Annotated in this window: 14 protein-coding genes and 1 tRNA gene; 4 read left to right on the top strand and 11 right to left on the bottom strand. The window is 73.9% G+C overall.

Annotated features, from left to right (window positions below):
* The first annotated feature begins 41 nt into the window (after nucleotides 1-41).
* A complete protein-coding gene (locus VQH23_RS17000; RefSeq protein WP_338661915.1) occupies nucleotides 42-986 on the top strand; it encodes a tripartite tricarboxylate transporter substrate binding protein in 945 nt (314 codons plus the stop codon).
* On the opposite strand, the gene VQH23_RS16995 is transcribed toward VQH23_RS17000, so the two are convergent.
* The 4 genes from VQH23_RS16995 to glmU form a co-directional block, all read right to left on the bottom strand.
* Entirely contained in the window at nucleotides 987-1,610 is a 624-nt protein-coding gene (locus VQH23_RS16995; protein ID WP_338661914.1) for a methyltransferase domain-containing protein, read from the bottom strand.
* Nucleotides 1,607-2,506: an oxygenase MpaB family protein gene (locus tag VQH23_RS16990; protein ID WP_338661913.1), complete on the bottom strand. Its 900-nt coding sequence runs from the start codon at nucleotides 2,504-2,506 to the stop codon at nucleotides 1,607-1,609. The genes VQH23_RS16995 and VQH23_RS16990 overlap by 4 nt, the downstream gene beginning before the upstream one ends.
* A gap of 61 nt (nucleotides 2,507-2,567) precedes the next feature.
* Nucleotides 2,568-4,391 carry a glutamine--fructose-6-phosphate transaminase (isomerizing) gene (gene glmS, locus VQH23_RS16985; RefSeq protein ID WP_338661912.1) on the bottom strand — a complete coding sequence of 608 codons (1,824 nt, stop codon included), beginning with the start codon at nucleotides 4,389-4,391 and terminating at the stop codon, nucleotides 2,568-2,570.
* A 3-nt stretch (nucleotides 4,392-4,394) separates the two neighbouring features.
* Nucleotides 4,395-5,714: a bifunctional UDP-N-acetylglucosamine diphosphorylase/glucosamine-1-phosphate N-acetyltransferase GlmU gene (gene glmU / locus VQH23_RS16980; RefSeq protein WP_338661911.1), complete on the bottom strand. Its 1,320-nt coding sequence runs from the start codon at nucleotides 5,712-5,714 to the stop codon at nucleotides 4,395-4,397.
* A 93-nt stretch (nucleotides 5,715-5,807) separates the two neighbouring features.
* On the opposite strand from glmU, the gene gph reads away from it, so the two are divergent.
* Nucleotides 5,808-6,458 carry a phosphoglycolate phosphatase gene (gene gph / locus VQH23_RS16975; protein WP_338661910.1) on the top strand — a complete coding sequence of 217 codons (651 nt, stop codon included), beginning with the start codon at nucleotides 5,808-5,810 and terminating at the stop codon, nucleotides 6,456-6,458.
* 40 nt (nucleotides 6,459-6,498) lie between these two features.
* Here the strand turns inward: gph and VQH23_RS16970 are convergent, their stop codons facing one another.
* Entirely contained in the window at nucleotides 6,499-7,311 is an 813-nt protein-coding gene (locus VQH23_RS16970) for a DUF3108 domain-containing protein (protein ID WP_338661909.1), read from the bottom strand.
* A 185-nt stretch (nucleotides 7,312-7,496) separates the two neighbouring features.
* On the opposite strand from VQH23_RS16970, the gene VQH23_RS16965 reads away from it, so the two are divergent.
* Nucleotides 7,497-7,571, top strand: a tRNA-Val gene (locus VQH23_RS16965).
* A 109-nt stretch (nucleotides 7,572-7,680) separates the two neighbouring features.
* Here the strand turns inward: VQH23_RS16965 and VQH23_RS16960 are convergent.
* Complete coding sequence (locus VQH23_RS16960) at nucleotides 7,681-8,205, bottom strand: EF-hand domain-containing protein (RefSeq protein WP_338661908.1); 525 nt, start codon at nucleotides 8,203-8,205, stop codon at nucleotides 7,681-7,683.
* A gap of 226 nt (nucleotides 8,206-8,431) precedes the next feature.
* Between VQH23_RS16960 and VQH23_RS16955 the strand changes: the two genes are divergently transcribed.
* Nucleotides 8,432-10,207: a solute carrier family 23 protein gene (locus VQH23_RS16955; protein WP_338661907.1), complete on the top strand. Its 1,776-nt coding sequence runs from the start codon at nucleotides 8,432-8,434 to the stop codon at nucleotides 10,205-10,207.
* A 31-nt stretch (nucleotides 10,208-10,238) separates the two neighbouring features.
* Here the strand turns inward: VQH23_RS16955 and VQH23_RS16950 are convergent, their stop codons facing one another.
* The 5 genes from VQH23_RS16950 to VQH23_RS16930 form a co-directional block, all read right to left on the bottom strand.
* Entirely contained in the window at nucleotides 10,239-11,636 is a 1,398-nt protein-coding gene (locus tag VQH23_RS16950) for a M20/M25/M40 family metallo-hydrolase (RefSeq protein ID WP_338661906.1), read from the bottom strand.
* A gap of 70 nt (nucleotides 11,637-11,706) precedes the next feature.
* A complete protein-coding gene (gene chrA, locus VQH23_RS16945; protein ID WP_338661905.1) occupies nucleotides 11,707-12,915 on the bottom strand; it encodes a chromate efflux transporter in 1,209 nt (402 codons plus the stop codon).
* Nucleotides 12,916-12,943: 28 nt separating this feature from the next.
* A complete protein-coding gene (locus VQH23_RS16940; RefSeq protein WP_338661904.1) occupies nucleotides 12,944-13,969 on the bottom strand; it encodes a tripartite tricarboxylate transporter substrate binding protein in 1,026 nt (341 codons plus the stop codon).
* Between the two features lie 78 nt (nucleotides 13,970-14,047).
* Nucleotides 14,048-14,416: a hypothetical protein gene (locus VQH23_RS16935; protein WP_338661903.1), complete on the bottom strand. Its 369-nt coding sequence runs from the start codon at nucleotides 14,414-14,416 to the stop codon at nucleotides 14,048-14,050.
* A gap of 82 nt (nucleotides 14,417-14,498) precedes the next feature.
* A complete protein-coding gene (locus VQH23_RS16930; RefSeq protein ID WP_338661902.1) occupies nucleotides 14,499-15,662 on the bottom strand; it encodes an acyl-CoA dehydrogenase family protein in 1,164 nt (387 codons plus the stop codon).
* Nucleotides 15,663-15,665: the final 3 nt, after the last annotated feature.

Genomic DNA, 15,665 nt, shown 5'->3' with positions numbered 1-15,665 from the left:
CCGGAAAAAACCGGCGGCGCGGTCCAGGAATGAGGTGCACCATGCGGCGTCTTCTACTCTCCGCCCTGCTGGCGCTGGGCGCCGCGCTGCCCGCGCGCGCGGAGTACCCGGACAAGCCGATCACGATGATCATGCCCTACTCGCCGGGAACGGCGGACGTGCTGATCCGGGCGATGAGCGAGCACTTCCAGAGGACGATCGGCCAGCCGTTGGTGCTGATCACCCGGGATGGCGGGTCCGGCGTGGTGGGGATGCGCGTGGTGGCAGCGAGCCAGCCGGACGGCTACACGCTCGGCCAGACGCCGATGACGGCGATCGTGGTGCAGCCGCACATGGTGCGCGGCGCCGGGACGGAGCCGACGAACTTCGAGGCGGTGTGCGGGACGAACGAGAACATCCTCGGCATCGTCGTGCGGACGGACAGCCCGATCCGCAACCTGGCCGACCTGATCGCCGAGGGGCGCAGGCGCGCGCTGAGCTACGGCAGCCCGGGGCCGAATTCCCTGCCCCAGCTGGGCGTTTGGCGCGTGCAGAAGGCGGTGGGGGTGGAGTTCAACCACGTGCCCTATCGCGGAGAGGCGCCGCACCTGAACGACACGCTGGGCGGGCGGCTGGATTTCTCGGCGGCCGTGGTGTCCTCGGCGGCGGAGATGGTGCAGGCCGGGCGGATGCGGCTGATCACGGTCTTCTCCAGCCGCCGCCACCCGGACTTCCCGGACGTGCCGACGGCGCGGGAGCAGGGCGTGGACGCGCTGCAGCTGAGCCAGGTGGGGATCTACGCGCCGCGCGGCACGCCGGCGCCGGTGCTGGACCGGCTTGAGGAGGCCTGCCGGACGGCACTGGAGACGCCGGCAGTGAAGCAGGTGCTGGCGACCACGCGCGCGCCGGCGGCCTTCATGCCGCGGGCGGCGCTGAACGCCATGCTGCGGGAGGAGTTCGTGACCTACGGGCGCATCCTGAAGGAGCTGGGCGTCCAGCCGGAGTGATCAGGCCGCGTGGCCGATGACGGCCCAGAGGGGGTCGCTTCTCCGGCCGTCGAGAAGCGTGCGGGCCTCCACGGTGCCGAAGCCCGCGCGTTCCAGGAGGAGGGCGACGTAGCGCGCATGGTCGCCGGGCCGCAGGGCCTGCCAGATCGCGACGGCCTTGTCGGGGAAGCAGCGGTTCGAGAAGGTGATGGCCAGGGGCACGCCGGGGCGCAGGGCGCGGGCCACCTCCCGCAGCACGGGCACGGGGTCCTGCAGGTACTGGACGGAGACGCAGATGGCGGCACCGTCCAGGGTGTCCGTCTCCAGCGGCAGGGTGGCTTCCCGGTTCAGGTCCTGCACGAAGAATCGGGACAGGCGTGGGTTGGCGGCCAGCTCCGCCCTGTTCATGCCGTGGCCGATCACCTCGCGGTACTCGACCTCCGGCGGCAGGTGGCTGACCCAGCTGCTCATCAGGTCGAGGATCGTGCCGCCCGCTGGCAGCACCTCCCGGTACAGGGCGGTGACGGCGGCAACGGCCGCGTCGTCGATATGGGTGACGAAGCGGGGCTGGGCGTAGAACAGGGCGTCGGGCGACGGGTCCGCCTTGCGGAAGGCGCCGGGCGGCAGCTCGGGCAGGTCGCTCAACGGGCGAAGGCCCAGCGCAGCGTGCGGGCGATGCCGAGCGTGCCCGCGCGGACCAGCGGGCGCGCCAGCAGCGGCGCGGGCAGGCCGTGCATCCGACGCGCCCAGTCCGGCAGGAGGTCCACCCCGGCGCCGAGGGTGAGGCGCAGGACCGGCTCTGCGGCGGGGTGCGGGGCCTCGCGGCTCAGGACCAGGCGCGCCACCTCGCGCGTGCGGGCATCTACGCGAAGCTGCGGGCGGGTGGCGCGGATCAGGCCTTCCGCCTCCGCGCGGCTGCGGGGGACGGGAGAGGCGCCGAGGGCCTCGCCGATCCGGGCCATCTCGGCGAAATAGCGGTCCTGGTCGGCTATTGTCATGCGCGGCTCGGCGTAGCGGATCCAGCCGTCGAGGAAGCTGATCGCCTCCGTCACATGCACCCAGGCGAGGAGGGCGGGGTCGTCGGCGGAGTAGGGCGTGCCATCGGGCAGGGTGCCGCGGACCTTGCCGTGGATGCCGCGGACCCTCGCCATCACCGCCTCCGCCTCCTCCCTGTCGCCATAGGTGGTGAGGGCGATGAAGCGGGCGGTGCGGCGCAGGCGGCCGTGCATGTCGGCGCGGAAGTTGGAGTGGTCCCATACGCCGGCCAGCACGGCGGGGTGCAGCATCTGGAGCAGCAGGCCGGCGATGCCGCCGACCATCATGCCCGTCACGTCACCGTGCACGCGCCAGACGACGGAGCGCGGGCCGAAGAGGCCGTCCGGGCGGCGCTGCACGGGGGCCTCGCCCCGGCCCTTGTCATTGAAGAAAGCAGCGACCTGGGACGCGATCGCCCCCTTCAGCGGCGCAGCGATAGCTTCGGAGAGCGGGGGGATGGCGGGGCGGGGCCGAGATCGGCCCGCCGCCATGGGGGGTGTGGCCATGCCCGCGAGTTGGGGTGGGTCGGCGCCGTTGCAACCGGCGCCGAGGATCACTCGTCCCGGATCACTCGACCGTCACGGCCTTGGCGAGGTTGCGGGGCTGGTCCACGTCCGTGCCCTTCAGCACGGCCACGTGGTAGGCCAGCATCTGCACGGGGATGGCGTGCAGGATGGGGGCGACGAAGGGATCGACCTTCGGCAGCACCACCACGCGGCTGGCGAAGCGGCGGAGCGCGGGGGCGCCGTCCTCGTCCGTGAAGGCGATGATGCGGCCGCCGCGCGCCGCGGCCTCCTGCAGGTTGGAGGCGGTCTTCTCGAAGAGCGGGCCGGAGGGGCAGAGGGCGATCACGGGCACGCTGGAATCGATCAGCGCGATGGGGCCGTGCTTCATCTCGCCGGCGGCGTAGCCCTCGGCGTGGATGTAGGAGAGCTCCTTCAGCTTCAGCGCCCCCTCCATCGCGATGGGGAAGAGGCTGCCGCGGGCGAGGTAGAGGACGTCGCGCGCGTCCTTCACCTCGGCGGCCACGGCCTCGATCTCGGCGCTGGAGTCCAGCAGCTTCGCCGCGTGCTCCGGCACCTCCAGAAGGGCGGCGGTCAGGCGCGCCTCCTCGGCGGCGTCGATGGTGCCGCGGCTGCGGGCGAAGTTGATGGCAAGGCAGGCCATGACGGAGAGCTGGGCGGTGAAGGCCTTGGTGGAAGCCACGCTGATCTCCGGCCCCGCCACCGTCATCAGCGTCGTGTCGCTCTCCCGCGCCATGGTGCTCTCCGGCACGTTGACGACGGAGACGAGGGACTGGCCGCCGTTGCGCAGAAGCTTCATGGCGGCGAGGTTGTCCGCCGTCTCGCCGGACTGGGAGACGAACATGGCGGCGCCGCCCTCCGTCAGCGGCGGGTCGCGGTAGCGCAGCTCGCTCGCCACGTCGCAGTCCACGGGCAGGCGGGCGAGGGTCTCGAACCAGTAGCGGGCGGTGTTGCACACCAGGAAGGCGGAACCGCAGCCGGAGAGCCACAGGCGCGGCAGGGCCGCGGGATCGAAGGGCAGCGCGGGGCGGGCCACCGCGCGGGTGGTGGGGTCCACGTACTGGCGGAGCGTGTCGCCGATCACCGCGGGGTGCTCGTGCAGCTCCTTCTCCATGAAGTGGCGGTAGTTGCCCTTGCCGATGGCGGCGCCGGAGAAGGCGGTGGTCTTCACCGCGCGCTCCACGGGCGCGTCGTTGGCGTCGAAGAACTGCGCGTCGCGGTCGCTGACGATGGCCCAGTCGCCCTCATCCAGGTAGGCGATGCGGCGGGTCAGCGGGGCGAGGGCCAGGGCGTCGGAGCCGATGAACATCTCCTCCTCGCCGAAGCCGATGGCGAGCGGGGCGCCCTGGCGGGCGGCCAGCAGCTTGCGGGGATGGCCGGCGAAGATGGCGGCCAGGGCGAAGGCGCCGTGGACGCGCTTCAGGGCGCCGGAGAAGGCGTCCTCCGGGCTGTCGCCGCGCGCGAGGTGGTGGTCCACGAGGCGGGCGAAGGTCTCGGTGTCCGTTTCCGTCTCGAACTCGGCGCCCTCAGCCTCCAGCTCGGCGCGGAGCTCGGCGTGGTTCTCGATGATGCCGTTATGGACGATGGAGACGCGGGCGGTGCCGTGCGGGTGGGCGTTGCGCGTGGTGGGGGCGCCGTGGGTGGCCCAGCGGGTGTGGCCGATGCCGGTGGTGCCGGGAAGCGGGTCGTGCGTCAGCACTTCCGCCAGATTGCCCAACTTGCCCTCGGCGCGGCGGCGCTCCACGTGGCCGTTCACCAGGGTGGCGATGCCCGCGCTGTCGTAGCCGCGGTATTCCAGGCGGCGCAGGGCTTCCAGCAGGCGCGGCGCGGCCTCCTCACGACCGACGACGCCGACGATTCCGCACATCGCTTACTTCTCCTTCCGGCGGGCCGCGCGGAACGCGGCGGCGCGGCCTTCCTTCTGTTCCTGGCGGGCGCGGCCGAAGGCCATGGCGTCGGGCGCGACCGTTTCGGTGATGGTAGAACCCGCCGCGACGAAGGCGCCATCACCGAGTGCGACGGGCGCCACCAGTGTCGCGTTGGAGCCGATGAAAACACCCTCTCCGATATTGGTCTTGTGCTTGGCGTAACCGTCGTAGTTGCAGGTGATGGTGCCGGCGCCGATGTTGGTGCGCGCGCCCACGGTGGCGTCGCCGATGTAGGAAAGGTGGTTGGCCTTCGCCCCCTCCCCCAGCACCGCGGCCTTGAGCTCCACGAAGTTGCCGACATGGGCGCCGGGGCCGACTTCCGTGCCCGGGCGCAGGCGGGCGAAGGGGCCGATGACGGCGCCGCGCCGCACGGTGCAGGCCTCCAGGTGGGAGAAGGCGCGGATCTCCACGCCGTCCTCGATCGTGACGCCGGGGGCGAAGACGACGTCCGGGCCGATCGTCACGTCCTGGCCGATTTGGGTGTCGAAGGAGAGGGTGACGCTCTCCGGCCGGGTCAGGGTGGCGCCGCCCTCCATGGCCCGGCGGCGCAGCGCGGCCTGCACGGCGGCCTCCGCCTCAGCGAGCTCCAGGCGGGAGTTGATGCCGCGGCACTCGGCCTCGGCGGCCTCCACGGCCACGGCGCGGAAGCCCTCCGCGCGGGCGGCGGCGACCACGTCGGTCAGGTAGTACTCGCCGGCGGCGTTGTCGTTCCGCAGCGCGCGCAGCCAGCCGAACAGGCGGGGCGCGGCGGCGCAGATCACGCCGACGTTGCAGAGCGGGATGGCGCGCTGCTCCTCCGTCGCGTCCTTCCACTCCACCACGCCGGCGATGCCGCCATCCCCGTGCGGCACCACGCGGCCGTAGCGGCCGGGGTCGGCGGGGCGCATGGCGAGCAGGGCGAGGTCGGAGGAGGCGCGGGCCAGCAGCAGGCGGCGCAGCGTCTCCTCCGTGATCAGGGGGTTGTCGGCGTAGAGGACGGCGACGTCGCCCTCGAAGCCCTCCAGCGCGGGGGCGGCCTGCAGGGCCGCGTGGCCGGTGCCCAGGCGGTCCCTCTGCACCACCGTGGCGTGGGGCGCGGCCGCCTTCTCCAGCGCCGGCATGTCCGGGCCGGTGACGACGACGATGCGGTCGAACACCCTCTCGCAGGCGGCGATGAGGTGGTTGAGCATGGGGCGCCCGGCGACGGCGTGCATGGCCTTCGGCATGGCCGAGCGCATGCGGGTGCCGAGCCCGGCGGCGAGGAGGATGGCGGCCCTTTGCATGGGCCGGATAAGCCCTGTCCGCGCGGGTTCCGCAAGGGCGGGCCGCGTCAAGCTTCATTGCGGGCGGTAATGCGGGGTGGCATGGGGGCGGGCATGGACCGCATCGCCCTCTTCGACCTCGACGGCACGCTGCTGGACAGCGCCCCGGACCTGCACGCCGCCCTGGACCGGCTGATGGCCGGCCAGGGGCGGCCGGGATTCACCCGGGAGGAGGTGTGGCGGATGATCGGGGACGGCGTGGCCGTGCTCGTGCAACGCGCCTGCGCGGCGCGGGGGCTGGAGAGCACGCCGATGCTGGTGGCGGAGTTCCTGGCCGATTACGAGGCCCATGCGGCGGAGGAGACGCGGCCCTTCCCCGGCATCCCGGAGGCGCTGGCGGCCCTGAAGGCCGCCGGATGGCGGTTGGCGGTCTGCACGAACAAGCCGGAGAAGGCGGCGCGGATCGTGCTGGGCGAGCTGGGGCTGGCGGCGCTGCTGGACGACATCGGCGGGGGCGACAGCTTTCCCGTGCGCAAGCCCCACCCCGGCCACCCCCTGGCCCTGCTGAAGCGGATGGGGGCGGAGCCGGGCCGCGCGGTGCTGATCGGGGACCACCAGAACGACACGCGGGCGGCCAAGGCGGCGGGGATCGCGCCGGTCTTCGCCGCCTGGGGCTACGGACCGCCGGAGATGGCCGAGGGAGCGCCCGTCGCGTCGGCGCCGGGGGACCTCGCCGGGCTATTGGAAGGCGTGCTGCCGGGCTGAGGTCTCGTCCGCCCGCGGCACGCCGGACGCAGCCGGCGGCTCAGTTCCCCGCCCGCGCCTGGCCGGGCGGGCCGCTGCTGGCGAGGCGGGCGGTAACGGTGCCGAACCAGCGGGTCACGGAATCGATCCTCACGGGGATCATGGGGCGGCCCGGGGAGGCCTCTCCCAGCCAGGCGGTGCCGGTCTGCGGGCGCCGGGCGGCCTCCAGGTCCTCGCCCTTGCGGAAGCCGGCGAGGAGGCGGCCCTCGAAGTCGCAGCGCAGGGCGGTGCCGGACCACTCGTCGCGGGCGGGCGCGAAGCTCTCCCGCCCGCGGGTTCGGGCGGCGGTCTCGCTCAGGCGGCGGCCGTCATAGGCGCGCAGGCTGCCGTCGCAGCTGCCGCTGCGGCGGACCTGCCGGACGAGCTGGGCGACGGCGGAAAGGTTGTCCACGGTGTTGCGCTGGGCATCCGCCGGAACCTCCTCCCGCTCGTCGTTGTTGGGCGGGACCATGACGCGGATGGCGGGCTGGTTTCCCGGCCACTCGATCACCGTGCGCCGGTTCTCGCCGCGCCAGACGCCCTCGGAGACGTAGCGGCGCGGGCGGGCGCGGTCGCCGTCCCACACGCCCTCCACGCGGGTGACGTTGCTGCCGCTGGAGAAGGCCGCCGCCACGCCGCGGGTGCGGGTGCGGAACTCCACCGTGTAGCCGGCATCGGTGATGTCGAGGGTGGCGTCCACCTCCATGACCGTCATGCCGACGGCCTGGACCGTGTAGGTGGCGGCCATCGGCTGCGCCCCGGCCGGGACGGCCGAGAGGGCCAGCAGGGCCGGAAGGGCGAGCAGGGCGAGGCGAGCTGGCCGGACCGGGATCATGCGGTGTCCTTCGACAATGCCCTGCAGATCGTGTCGGACCCGCGGGTTGAACAGGGGGTGCCCGGGCCGGCAGGCACGCCCCGTCTACCCGCCGGAGGAGCCTGGCGGGGCTCCGGGCGCCGGGACAAGAGCCGACCGGCCGGCTTGACAGGCCCGCCCGGGTGGAGGATATGCCCCGCCACTCCGGGCGCGTAGCTCAGCGGGAGAGCATTCGCTTCACACGCGAAGGGTCACAGGTTCAATCCCTGTCGCGCCCACCACTTCCCCTTCCCGTGGGGAAATCCAAGCCGATCCATCTCTTCCCGCGTCGCCGCGCGGGCGTTTCGCGTCCTCATCCGGCCGCGCCCTCGCGCGGCCGGACGGGATGCCCTACTGCGCCCGCGCCGGCGCGTGGGGGCGGCCGTGGGGACGCCGCAGCTCGTCGCGCGTGAGGGCGGTGTCCCCGTTCCGGTCGCGGGAGCGGAACATCGCCTCGGCGAAGGGGCGCAGCTCCGTGGTCGTCACGCGGCCGTCGCGATCGGCGTCCACGGCGCGAAACATGGCCCCGCCACGCGCCTCCATCCGCTCCTGCCGCGCCGGGGTCATGCCGCGGCGGGCCGGCATCTCCGCCACGACGTAGCCGCGGAGCTCCTCCCAGGTGAGGCCGCCATCCTTGTTCGCGTCGGCGGCGGCGAAGCGGGCGGTGAGGGCGTCCCAAGCCTCGGCCTCGGTCACGCGGCCGTCGCGGTTCGCGTCGGCCTCCCGCAGCATGCGCTCGGCGCCCGGGCCCATGGGCACGGCCTGGGCCGGTGGCGCCGGGGGTGCTGCGGGCTGGGCGAGGGCGGGCCCGGCCAGCGCGCCGATCCCAAGGGCGACGGCGAGGGCGGAAAGGGTGGTCTTGCGGTCACGGCTCAATGTCTGATCCTCCTTGGGGATGTCCCGAAGATGGAACGTGCCGTGTAACGCCGCGAGGCAGGGTTGGTGATGAAGCGTGACGACGCCTTCCGGCGCTCCGTGAGGCGGCGCGCCCTGGCGCAGCGGGGAGCGGCGCGGCCTGACGCTCCACAAAGCCCTGCGGGAATGGCCTAATCCCCGGCCGGCCCCTACCGGCCCTTCCCCCGTTCCTGCCCGGAGCCCTGGATTGCCCTCACCCCTGGACCGCCTCCTTCCCCCGCCGGCCCCGTCCTCGCGCAAGCGTCCCGAGGAACTGCTCTACGCGGTGGATGAGAGGCCGCCGGTCGGCGTCCTGCTCGGCATGGGGGCGCAGCACGCGGCGCTGTCGCTGATGTTTGTCCTCTACGCGGTGGTGGCGGCGCAGGGGATCGGGCTGGACGCGGAGGCGACCGGCCGCTTCGTCTCCGTCACCACCTTCCTCGTCGGCCTCGCCACCCTGGTCCAGGCGGTGCCGAGCCGCATCGGGCCGGGGCTGATCCTCGTCGCGCTGCCCGCCCCGGCGCGGCTCCCGATCTTCGTGGCGGTGACAGCGGCCTACGGGCTGGGGGCCACGATGGGGGCGACGATCGTGGCCGCGGTGGCCGCGATACTCCTCGCGCGGGTGATCCCGCGACTGCGGGCCTTCTTCCCGCCCGAGGTGATCGGCGTCGTGGTGCTGATGCTCGGCCTCTCCCTCGTGGCGGGCGGGCTGACGCGCGGGGTGGGGCTGACGCCGGCGGGCGATGCCTCGCCCGCCGCCCTCGCGGTGGCGGCGGTGACACTGGCCGTGATCGTCGGTGCCTCCCTCTGGGGCGGGCCGGGGCTGCGGCGCATGGCGGTGCTGGCCGGGGCGCTGGCGGGCACGGCCCTGGCGGTCGCGCTCGGCACCACGGCGGAGGGCGGGCTGCAGGCGCTGGCCGCGCTGCCGGCCGTGGCGGTGCCCCTGCCCGGGCATGGCCTGCCGGCGCCGGAGTTCCTGCTGGTGCCGATCGCCATCTTCCTCGTCATCGAGCTGATCGGGGTGATGGACCTGTTCGGGACGGTCCTGTCCATGGACAGGATGGACGATGCCCGGTGGCGGCGGGTGGACATGGGGCTGGTGGCCCGCAGCGTGACGGGACAGGGGCTGATGCACGTGCTGCAGGCCCTCGCGGGCGTGCTGACCACGGCCAGCTCCTCGGCCAATCTCGGCCTGGCGGCGGCCACCGGGATCACGGCCTGGCGCGTGGGGGCGGCCGCGGGCGCGATCCTGATGGCCACAGCCTTCTTCCCCGCGATCTCCGGGCTGGTGGCGCTGACGCCGGGGCCGGTGATCGGGGGCATCCTGGTCTACACCGCCTCCTACCTCATCGTGGCGGGGATGGGGCTGGCCACCTCCCGCCTGATGGATGCGCGGCGGGGCTTTATCGTGGGGCTGGCGGCCGTGTGCGGCACGGGGGTCATGCTGCTGCCGGCCCTGGCCCAGGCCTCGCCGGACTGGAGCCGGATCGTCGTCTCCTCGGGCCTCACCATGGGCTCGATCGCAGCGGTGGCGCTGAACGCGCTGCTGCGGATCGGGGTGCGGCAGACCGCCGGGACGGTGCTGGACCCCGAGGGCGAGGGGCAGCAGGCCGCCGAGTTCCTGGAGCAGAGGGGCCGGGCCTGGGGCGCGCGGGCGGACGTAGTGGCGCGCGCCGGCGTCGTGATGGGCGAGGCGCTGGAGGCCCTGCGGCAGGCGGGCACGGAGGGCCCGGTGACGCTCTCCGCCAGCTTCGACGAGTTCAACCTGCGCTGCCGGCTGCTCCATGCCGGGCCACCCCTTCCGCTTCCCGCAGGCCATTCCGCGGTGCCGGACGCGCAGGCGCTGATGGAGGGGGACGAGGACGCGCTGGACGCCGCCATGCGCCGCGTCTCCGGCGCGCTGATCGCGCGGATGGCGGACCGGGTGCGGGCCGCGGCGCGGCCGGGCGGGACGGCGGAGCTGGCCTTCGAGTTCGAGCACTGAGGGCCGGGACTTCCCCGGCCCCCCTATCGGTTCAACGCGCCGGCGTGCCGGGCTCGCCGAGGTCCCACCAGATGCCGGCGAAGGCGGCCAGGCCCTCGCGCATCATGGCGGGAATGACGTGCTCGTCCGGGCCGTGCTGCTTGCAGCCGTTGTAGGAATGCGGGACCCAGACCAGCGGCGTGCCGAGCAGGTCCACAAAGACGTCGCCGGGCAGGCCGCCGGAGGCGTTGGGCGTGACCTGCACGCGGGTGCCCAGCGACCTCTCCATGCTCGCCTTCGTCCAGAGCACCCAAGGGCTGTCCGGCGGGGTGCGGCTGGCGGGCATGCGAATGCCGGTCTTCTCGATGGCGACCTTCCCGAACCCGTGCGCGTCCAGGTGGGCGCGCAGGGCGGGGGCAAACTTGGCCGGGTCGGAGTCCCCGGTGTAGCGGATCTGGCAGACGGCGCGGGCGTCCGGCGCGACGGCGTTCACCGGGGCTTCGGGGCGGCCGGAGATCATGGCGAGGACGATGAAGCTCGCCCAGCCGTAGATCTTCTCGGCGGGGGTCAGGCCGGGCTCGCCCCAGCCCTCGTCGATGGTGGCTGCCCCCTCCCCTCCCCCGACCGGGCAGCCCTGGAGCGCGGCGCGGATGTTGGCGGGCACGGTCTCCCCGGGCAGCCAGTCGCGGACGAGGATCTTGCCGTGCTGGTCCGCGATGCTGGCGATGGCGTGGGAGAGGAGGATGGCGGGGTCCGTCGTCAGCCCGCCCCAGTGGCCGGAATGGACGCCGCCGCCGCGCAGCTTCACCACGAGGTCGAACATGAAGCTGCCGCGGGAGCCGGCGGCGATGGTGGGGAGCGCGGGCTCGACGCGCGGGCCGTCGGAGGCGATAAGGGCGTCGGCGGCAAGTGCCTCGCGATGCGCCTCCACGAAGGGGCGGAGGCCGCGGGAGCCCAGCTCCTCCGACATCTCCAGCACCAGCTTCACGTTGGCGCCAAGCACCCCGCCCCGCTCGGCCAGCACGGCCTCCAGCGCGGCGAGGTTAATGATGTGCTGGCCCTTGTTGTCGGCGGTGCCGCGCCCGTACCAGAGCCCATCCCTCTCCGTGACGGCCCAGGGCTTGATGCCGTCGCTCCACTGGTCATCCAGCCCGCGCACCGTGTCGCCGTGGCCGTAAAGGAGGATGGTCGGGCGGGACGGGTCCTCGACGCGCTCCGCGATCAGGATGGGGCCGCAGCCGGCCTCGGGGTTGGGGTGGATGGAGGAGGTGAAGCCGAGGCGGGCGATCCAGGGCTGGATTCCCTCCTCCAAGTAGCGCTGGCACTCGGCCGCCGCTGCCGGGTCCTGCGAGGTGGAGGGGATGGCAATGAGCGCGGCGAGGCGCTCGCGGAAGGCGCCGCTGTCGAACTCGGCGCGGGCGCGGGCAATGGCGGCTTCGCGGCTGGACATGGCGGACGGCTCCTCGCGGTTCTCCGGGCGGGAATAGGACGGAACCGCCAGGACAGCGAGGGGGCGGGCGCTATCCGAGCGCGGCCACGCCGATCCCGGCGAGGGCGCCGAGGGCCACGAGGGCGAGCGGCGGCAGCTTCCACAGCGTCAGCAGCAGGAACCCCGTGATGGCGAGGACGAAGTCGGCGGGGCGCTGCACGGTCGCGGTCCAGACCGGATCGTAGAGCGCCGCGCCGAGCAGGCCGACCACGGCGGCGTTGGCGCCCCGCATCGCCGCCCGCGCGGCCGGGCGGGCGCGGAGCGCGTTCCAGAAGGGCAGCGCGCCGACCAGAAGCAGGAGGCCGGGCAGGAAGACGGCGGCCAGCGGGACCGCCGCCCCGAGCAGGCCGCCCGGGCCGGGGCGCAGCGCGGCGCCGAGATAGGCGGCGAAGGTGAAGAGCGGGCCCGGCACCGCTTGGGCCGCGCCGTAGCCGGCGAGGAAGGCATCCTCCGACACCCAGCCCGGTGCCACGACGGCGTCGCGCAGCAGGGGCAGGACCACGTGGCCGCCGCCGAAGACGAGGGCGCCGGAGCGGTAGAAGGCGTCGAACACCGCGGCCGCCGGGCCGAGCAGCGGCGGGAGGAGGAGCAGCGCGGCGAAGAGCGCGAGGCAGGCGAGGCCGACCCGGCGGGGGATCCCGAAGGCCAGGGGTTCCGGCGCCCCCGCCTCCTCCTCCCGGCAGAGGAGAAGCCCGGCGGCGGCGCCGAGAAGGATGGCGGCAACCTGCCCGATCGCGGGTGGCGCCAGCGCGGCGAGGGCCGTGGCGAGGAGCGCGATGGCGGCGCGCGGCCGGTCCGGGGTGAGCGTGCGCGCCATGCCCCAGACAGCCTGCGCGACGACGGCGACGGCGACGAGCTTCAGCCCGTGCAGCAGCCCCGCGCCGAGGGGCGAGGCGCCCAGGCTTCCGGCCCAGGTCGCGAAGAGGACGAGGAGGAGGGCCGAGGGCAGGGTGAAGCCGGCCCAGGCCGCGAGGCCGCCCCAGGGGCCGCCGCGAAGAAGGCCGAGGGCGAAGCCGACCTGGCTGGAGGCCGGGCCGGGCAGGAAGCCGCAGAGGGCGACGAGCTCCGCATAGGCGGCCTCCCCCAGCCAGCGCCGGCGCGCGACGAACTCGGCGCGGAAGTAGCCGAGGTGCGCGACGGGGCCGCCGAAGGAAGTGAGGCCCAGCCGGAGGAAGGCTAGGAAGACCTCCCCCGGCGTGCCGGCCGGGCGCGCGCCCGTGCCGGGAGGATCGGTGCTCAATCGCGTCTCCTCCCGGCCGGTCGGGTGCTCAGGCGGCGGTGATGTTGTTCTCCTTCACCACCTGGCCCCAGCGCGCGTGGTCGCGGCGGACCATGTTGGCGAAGTCCTCGGTGGAGCCGCCGCCGGGCTCGTCGCCCTGGCCGGTGATCTTCTCCCGCACGGCCGGATCCTTCAGCGCGGCGTCCTGGGCGGCGTGGACGCGGCGGATCACCTCATCCGGCGTGCCCTTCGGCGCAAACAGGCCGATCCAGGCGGTGAAGACGAAGTCCGGCAGGCCCTGCTCCGCGGCGGTCGGCACGTCCGGCAGCGCGGGCGCACGGGCCGCGCCGCTGACGAGGATGGGCTTGAGCTGGCCGGACTTGATGAAGGGGGAGAGGACGGAGGCGGCGTCGAACATCGCGGAGAAGCGGTTGGCCACGAAGTCCTGGATGGCGGGGCCCGAGCCGCGATAGGGCACGCTCACCATCTCCGGCTTGCCGATGCGGTCGCGGAACAGCTCCATCGCGCAGTGGGAGAGGCTGCCGGCGGTGGGAGAGCCGTAGTTCACGCCGCCGGACTGCGCCTTGATCCAGGCGGCCAGCTCGCGGACGTTGCTCGCGGGCACGGAGGGGTGCACGCAAAGGACCATGGAGCTCTGCAGCGTCAGCCCGATCGGCATGAGGTCGAGCGGGTTGATCGTCATGTTCGGGAAGGTGTGCGGGTTGATCGCCATGGGCGAGGAGTTGCCCGCGAGCAGGGTGTAGCCATCGGGGCGGGCGCGCAGCACGGCCTCGGTGCCGATATTGCCGCCGGCGCCGCCGCGGTTGTCGATCACGACGGACTGGCCGAGGTTCTGGGCGAGGCCGGGCTGGACGATGCGCGCGGCGAAATCGGTCTGCCCGCCCGGCGGGAAGCCGACGATCATATTGATGGGGCGGTTCGGGTAGGCCCCGCCGCCGGTCTGGGTCTGGGTCTGGGTCTGGGCGCGCGCGCCGGGCGCGAGGCCGGCGGCGAGGGTGCCGAGGCCGGCGCCGAGCGCCAGGCGCCGGGTGAGGGTGTGGTCACGGTTGGACATGGTCGTTGCCTCCTCGGCGCGTTCGATTCGCCGCTTCCGCACATAATGCGAAACCGGACAGGCTCCTAGGGAGGAGACCTAGCGCGTGCGCGCGGGGGCGGAGCTGCCGCCCTTCGACCCGGCGAGGGTGCCGCCGAGCAGCGCGCCGGCGATGACCGGCAGGGCGAGGCCGAGCACGGGGGCGGCGAGTCCGGTCCCGGTGTCTGGCAGGACCACCGGGCCGCGGGCGGTGCCGCCGGGCGGGATGGGCACGCCGGCGCCGGTGCCGGCCGGGCGGGCCGCGAGCCGCGGGGCGCCGCGGGGCGGGATCACCACCGCGCCCTCCGCCGGGACGACGACGCTGCGGATCTCGCCCTGGGCGCGGGCCGCTGGGACCAGGGGCGGGAGGAGGAGGGCCAGGGCCAGCGGCGCGGCCAGGCCGGACCGCATCAGGGACCCTCGGGGCATGAGCTCTCCTCTCACCATCCTGGCGCGGGGCGCGCGCGGGAGGGCCTTCGTTGCGGAAGATGGCGGCTCACGGTTCCGCGAGTCAACGCGAGTCGCGTCGGCCGAGAAGGTGGCGCGCGACGATGACGCGCATGATCTCGTTCGTGCCCTCGAGGATGCGGTGCACGCGCAGGTCGCGCACCAGCTTCTCCACCCCGTAATCGTGCAGGTAGCCGTAGCCGCCGAGGAGCTGCAGCGCCTCGTCCGCCACGCGGTGGCCGGTGTCGGAGGCGAATCGCTTGGCCATCGCGCAGAAGGGGCCGGCATCGGGCGCCTTGCTGTCCAGCTTCGCGCAGGCGCGCCAGAGGAGGGAGCGGGCGGCCTCCAGCTCCGTCGCCATGTCGGCGAGGCGGAACTGCGTGGCCTGGAAGTCGGAGACGGGCTTGCCGAATGCGCGGCGCTCCCGCACGTAGTCCAGCGCGATGTCGAGCGCGCGCTGGGCGCCGCCGATGGAGCAGGCGGCGATGTTCAGGCGGCCGCCGTCGAGGCCCGCCATGGCCATGCGGAAGCCCTGGCCCTCCTCGCCCAGCAGGGTATCGGCGGGAAGGCGCGCGTCCTGAAAGGTCATCAGCCGCGTGGGCTGGGCGTTCCAGCCCATCTTCCTCTCGTTGGCGCCGAAGGAGAGGCCTTCCGTCTCCTTCGGGACGAGCAGGGCGGAGATGCCGTCCGGCCCCTCCCCGCCCGTGCGGACCATGGTGAGGTAGAGGTCCGAGGCGCCGGCGCCGGAGATGAACTGCTTGGAGCCGTTGAGGACGTAGCCGCTGTTGTCGCGCAGGGCGCGGGTGCGCAGCGCGGCGGCGTCGCTGCCGGAACCGGGCTCCGTCAGGCAGTAGGAGGCGATGCGCTCCATGGTGACGAGGGCGGGCAGGTGCTCCGCGCGCTGGGCCTCGCTGCCCCAGCGGTCGATCATCCAGGCGACCATGTTGTGGATGGAGAGGAAGGCGGCGGTGACGGGGCAGCCGGTGGACAGGGCCTCGAACACCACCGCCGCGTCCAGCCGGGTGAGGCCGGAGCCGCCCGACTCCTCCCGCACGTAGAGGGCGGCCATGCCGAGGGCGGCGGCCTGGCGCATCTCCTCCACCGGGAAGTGACGGGCGGAATCCCATTCCAGGGCGCGCGGCGCCAGGATGTCCCGCGCGAAATCGCGGGCCACCTCCTGCAGGGCGCGGGTGTCCTCGGGCAGGTCGAAGGCGTTATCCAGGGGCATGGT

It is taken from the genome of Pararoseomonas sp. SCSIO 73927 (assembly GCF_037040815.1).
In the GTDB taxonomy this organism is placed as follows: Bacteria; Pseudomonadota; Alphaproteobacteria; order Acetobacterales; family Acetobacteraceae; genus Roseomonas.
This window is presented reverse-complemented; position numbering and strand designations above follow the sequence as displayed.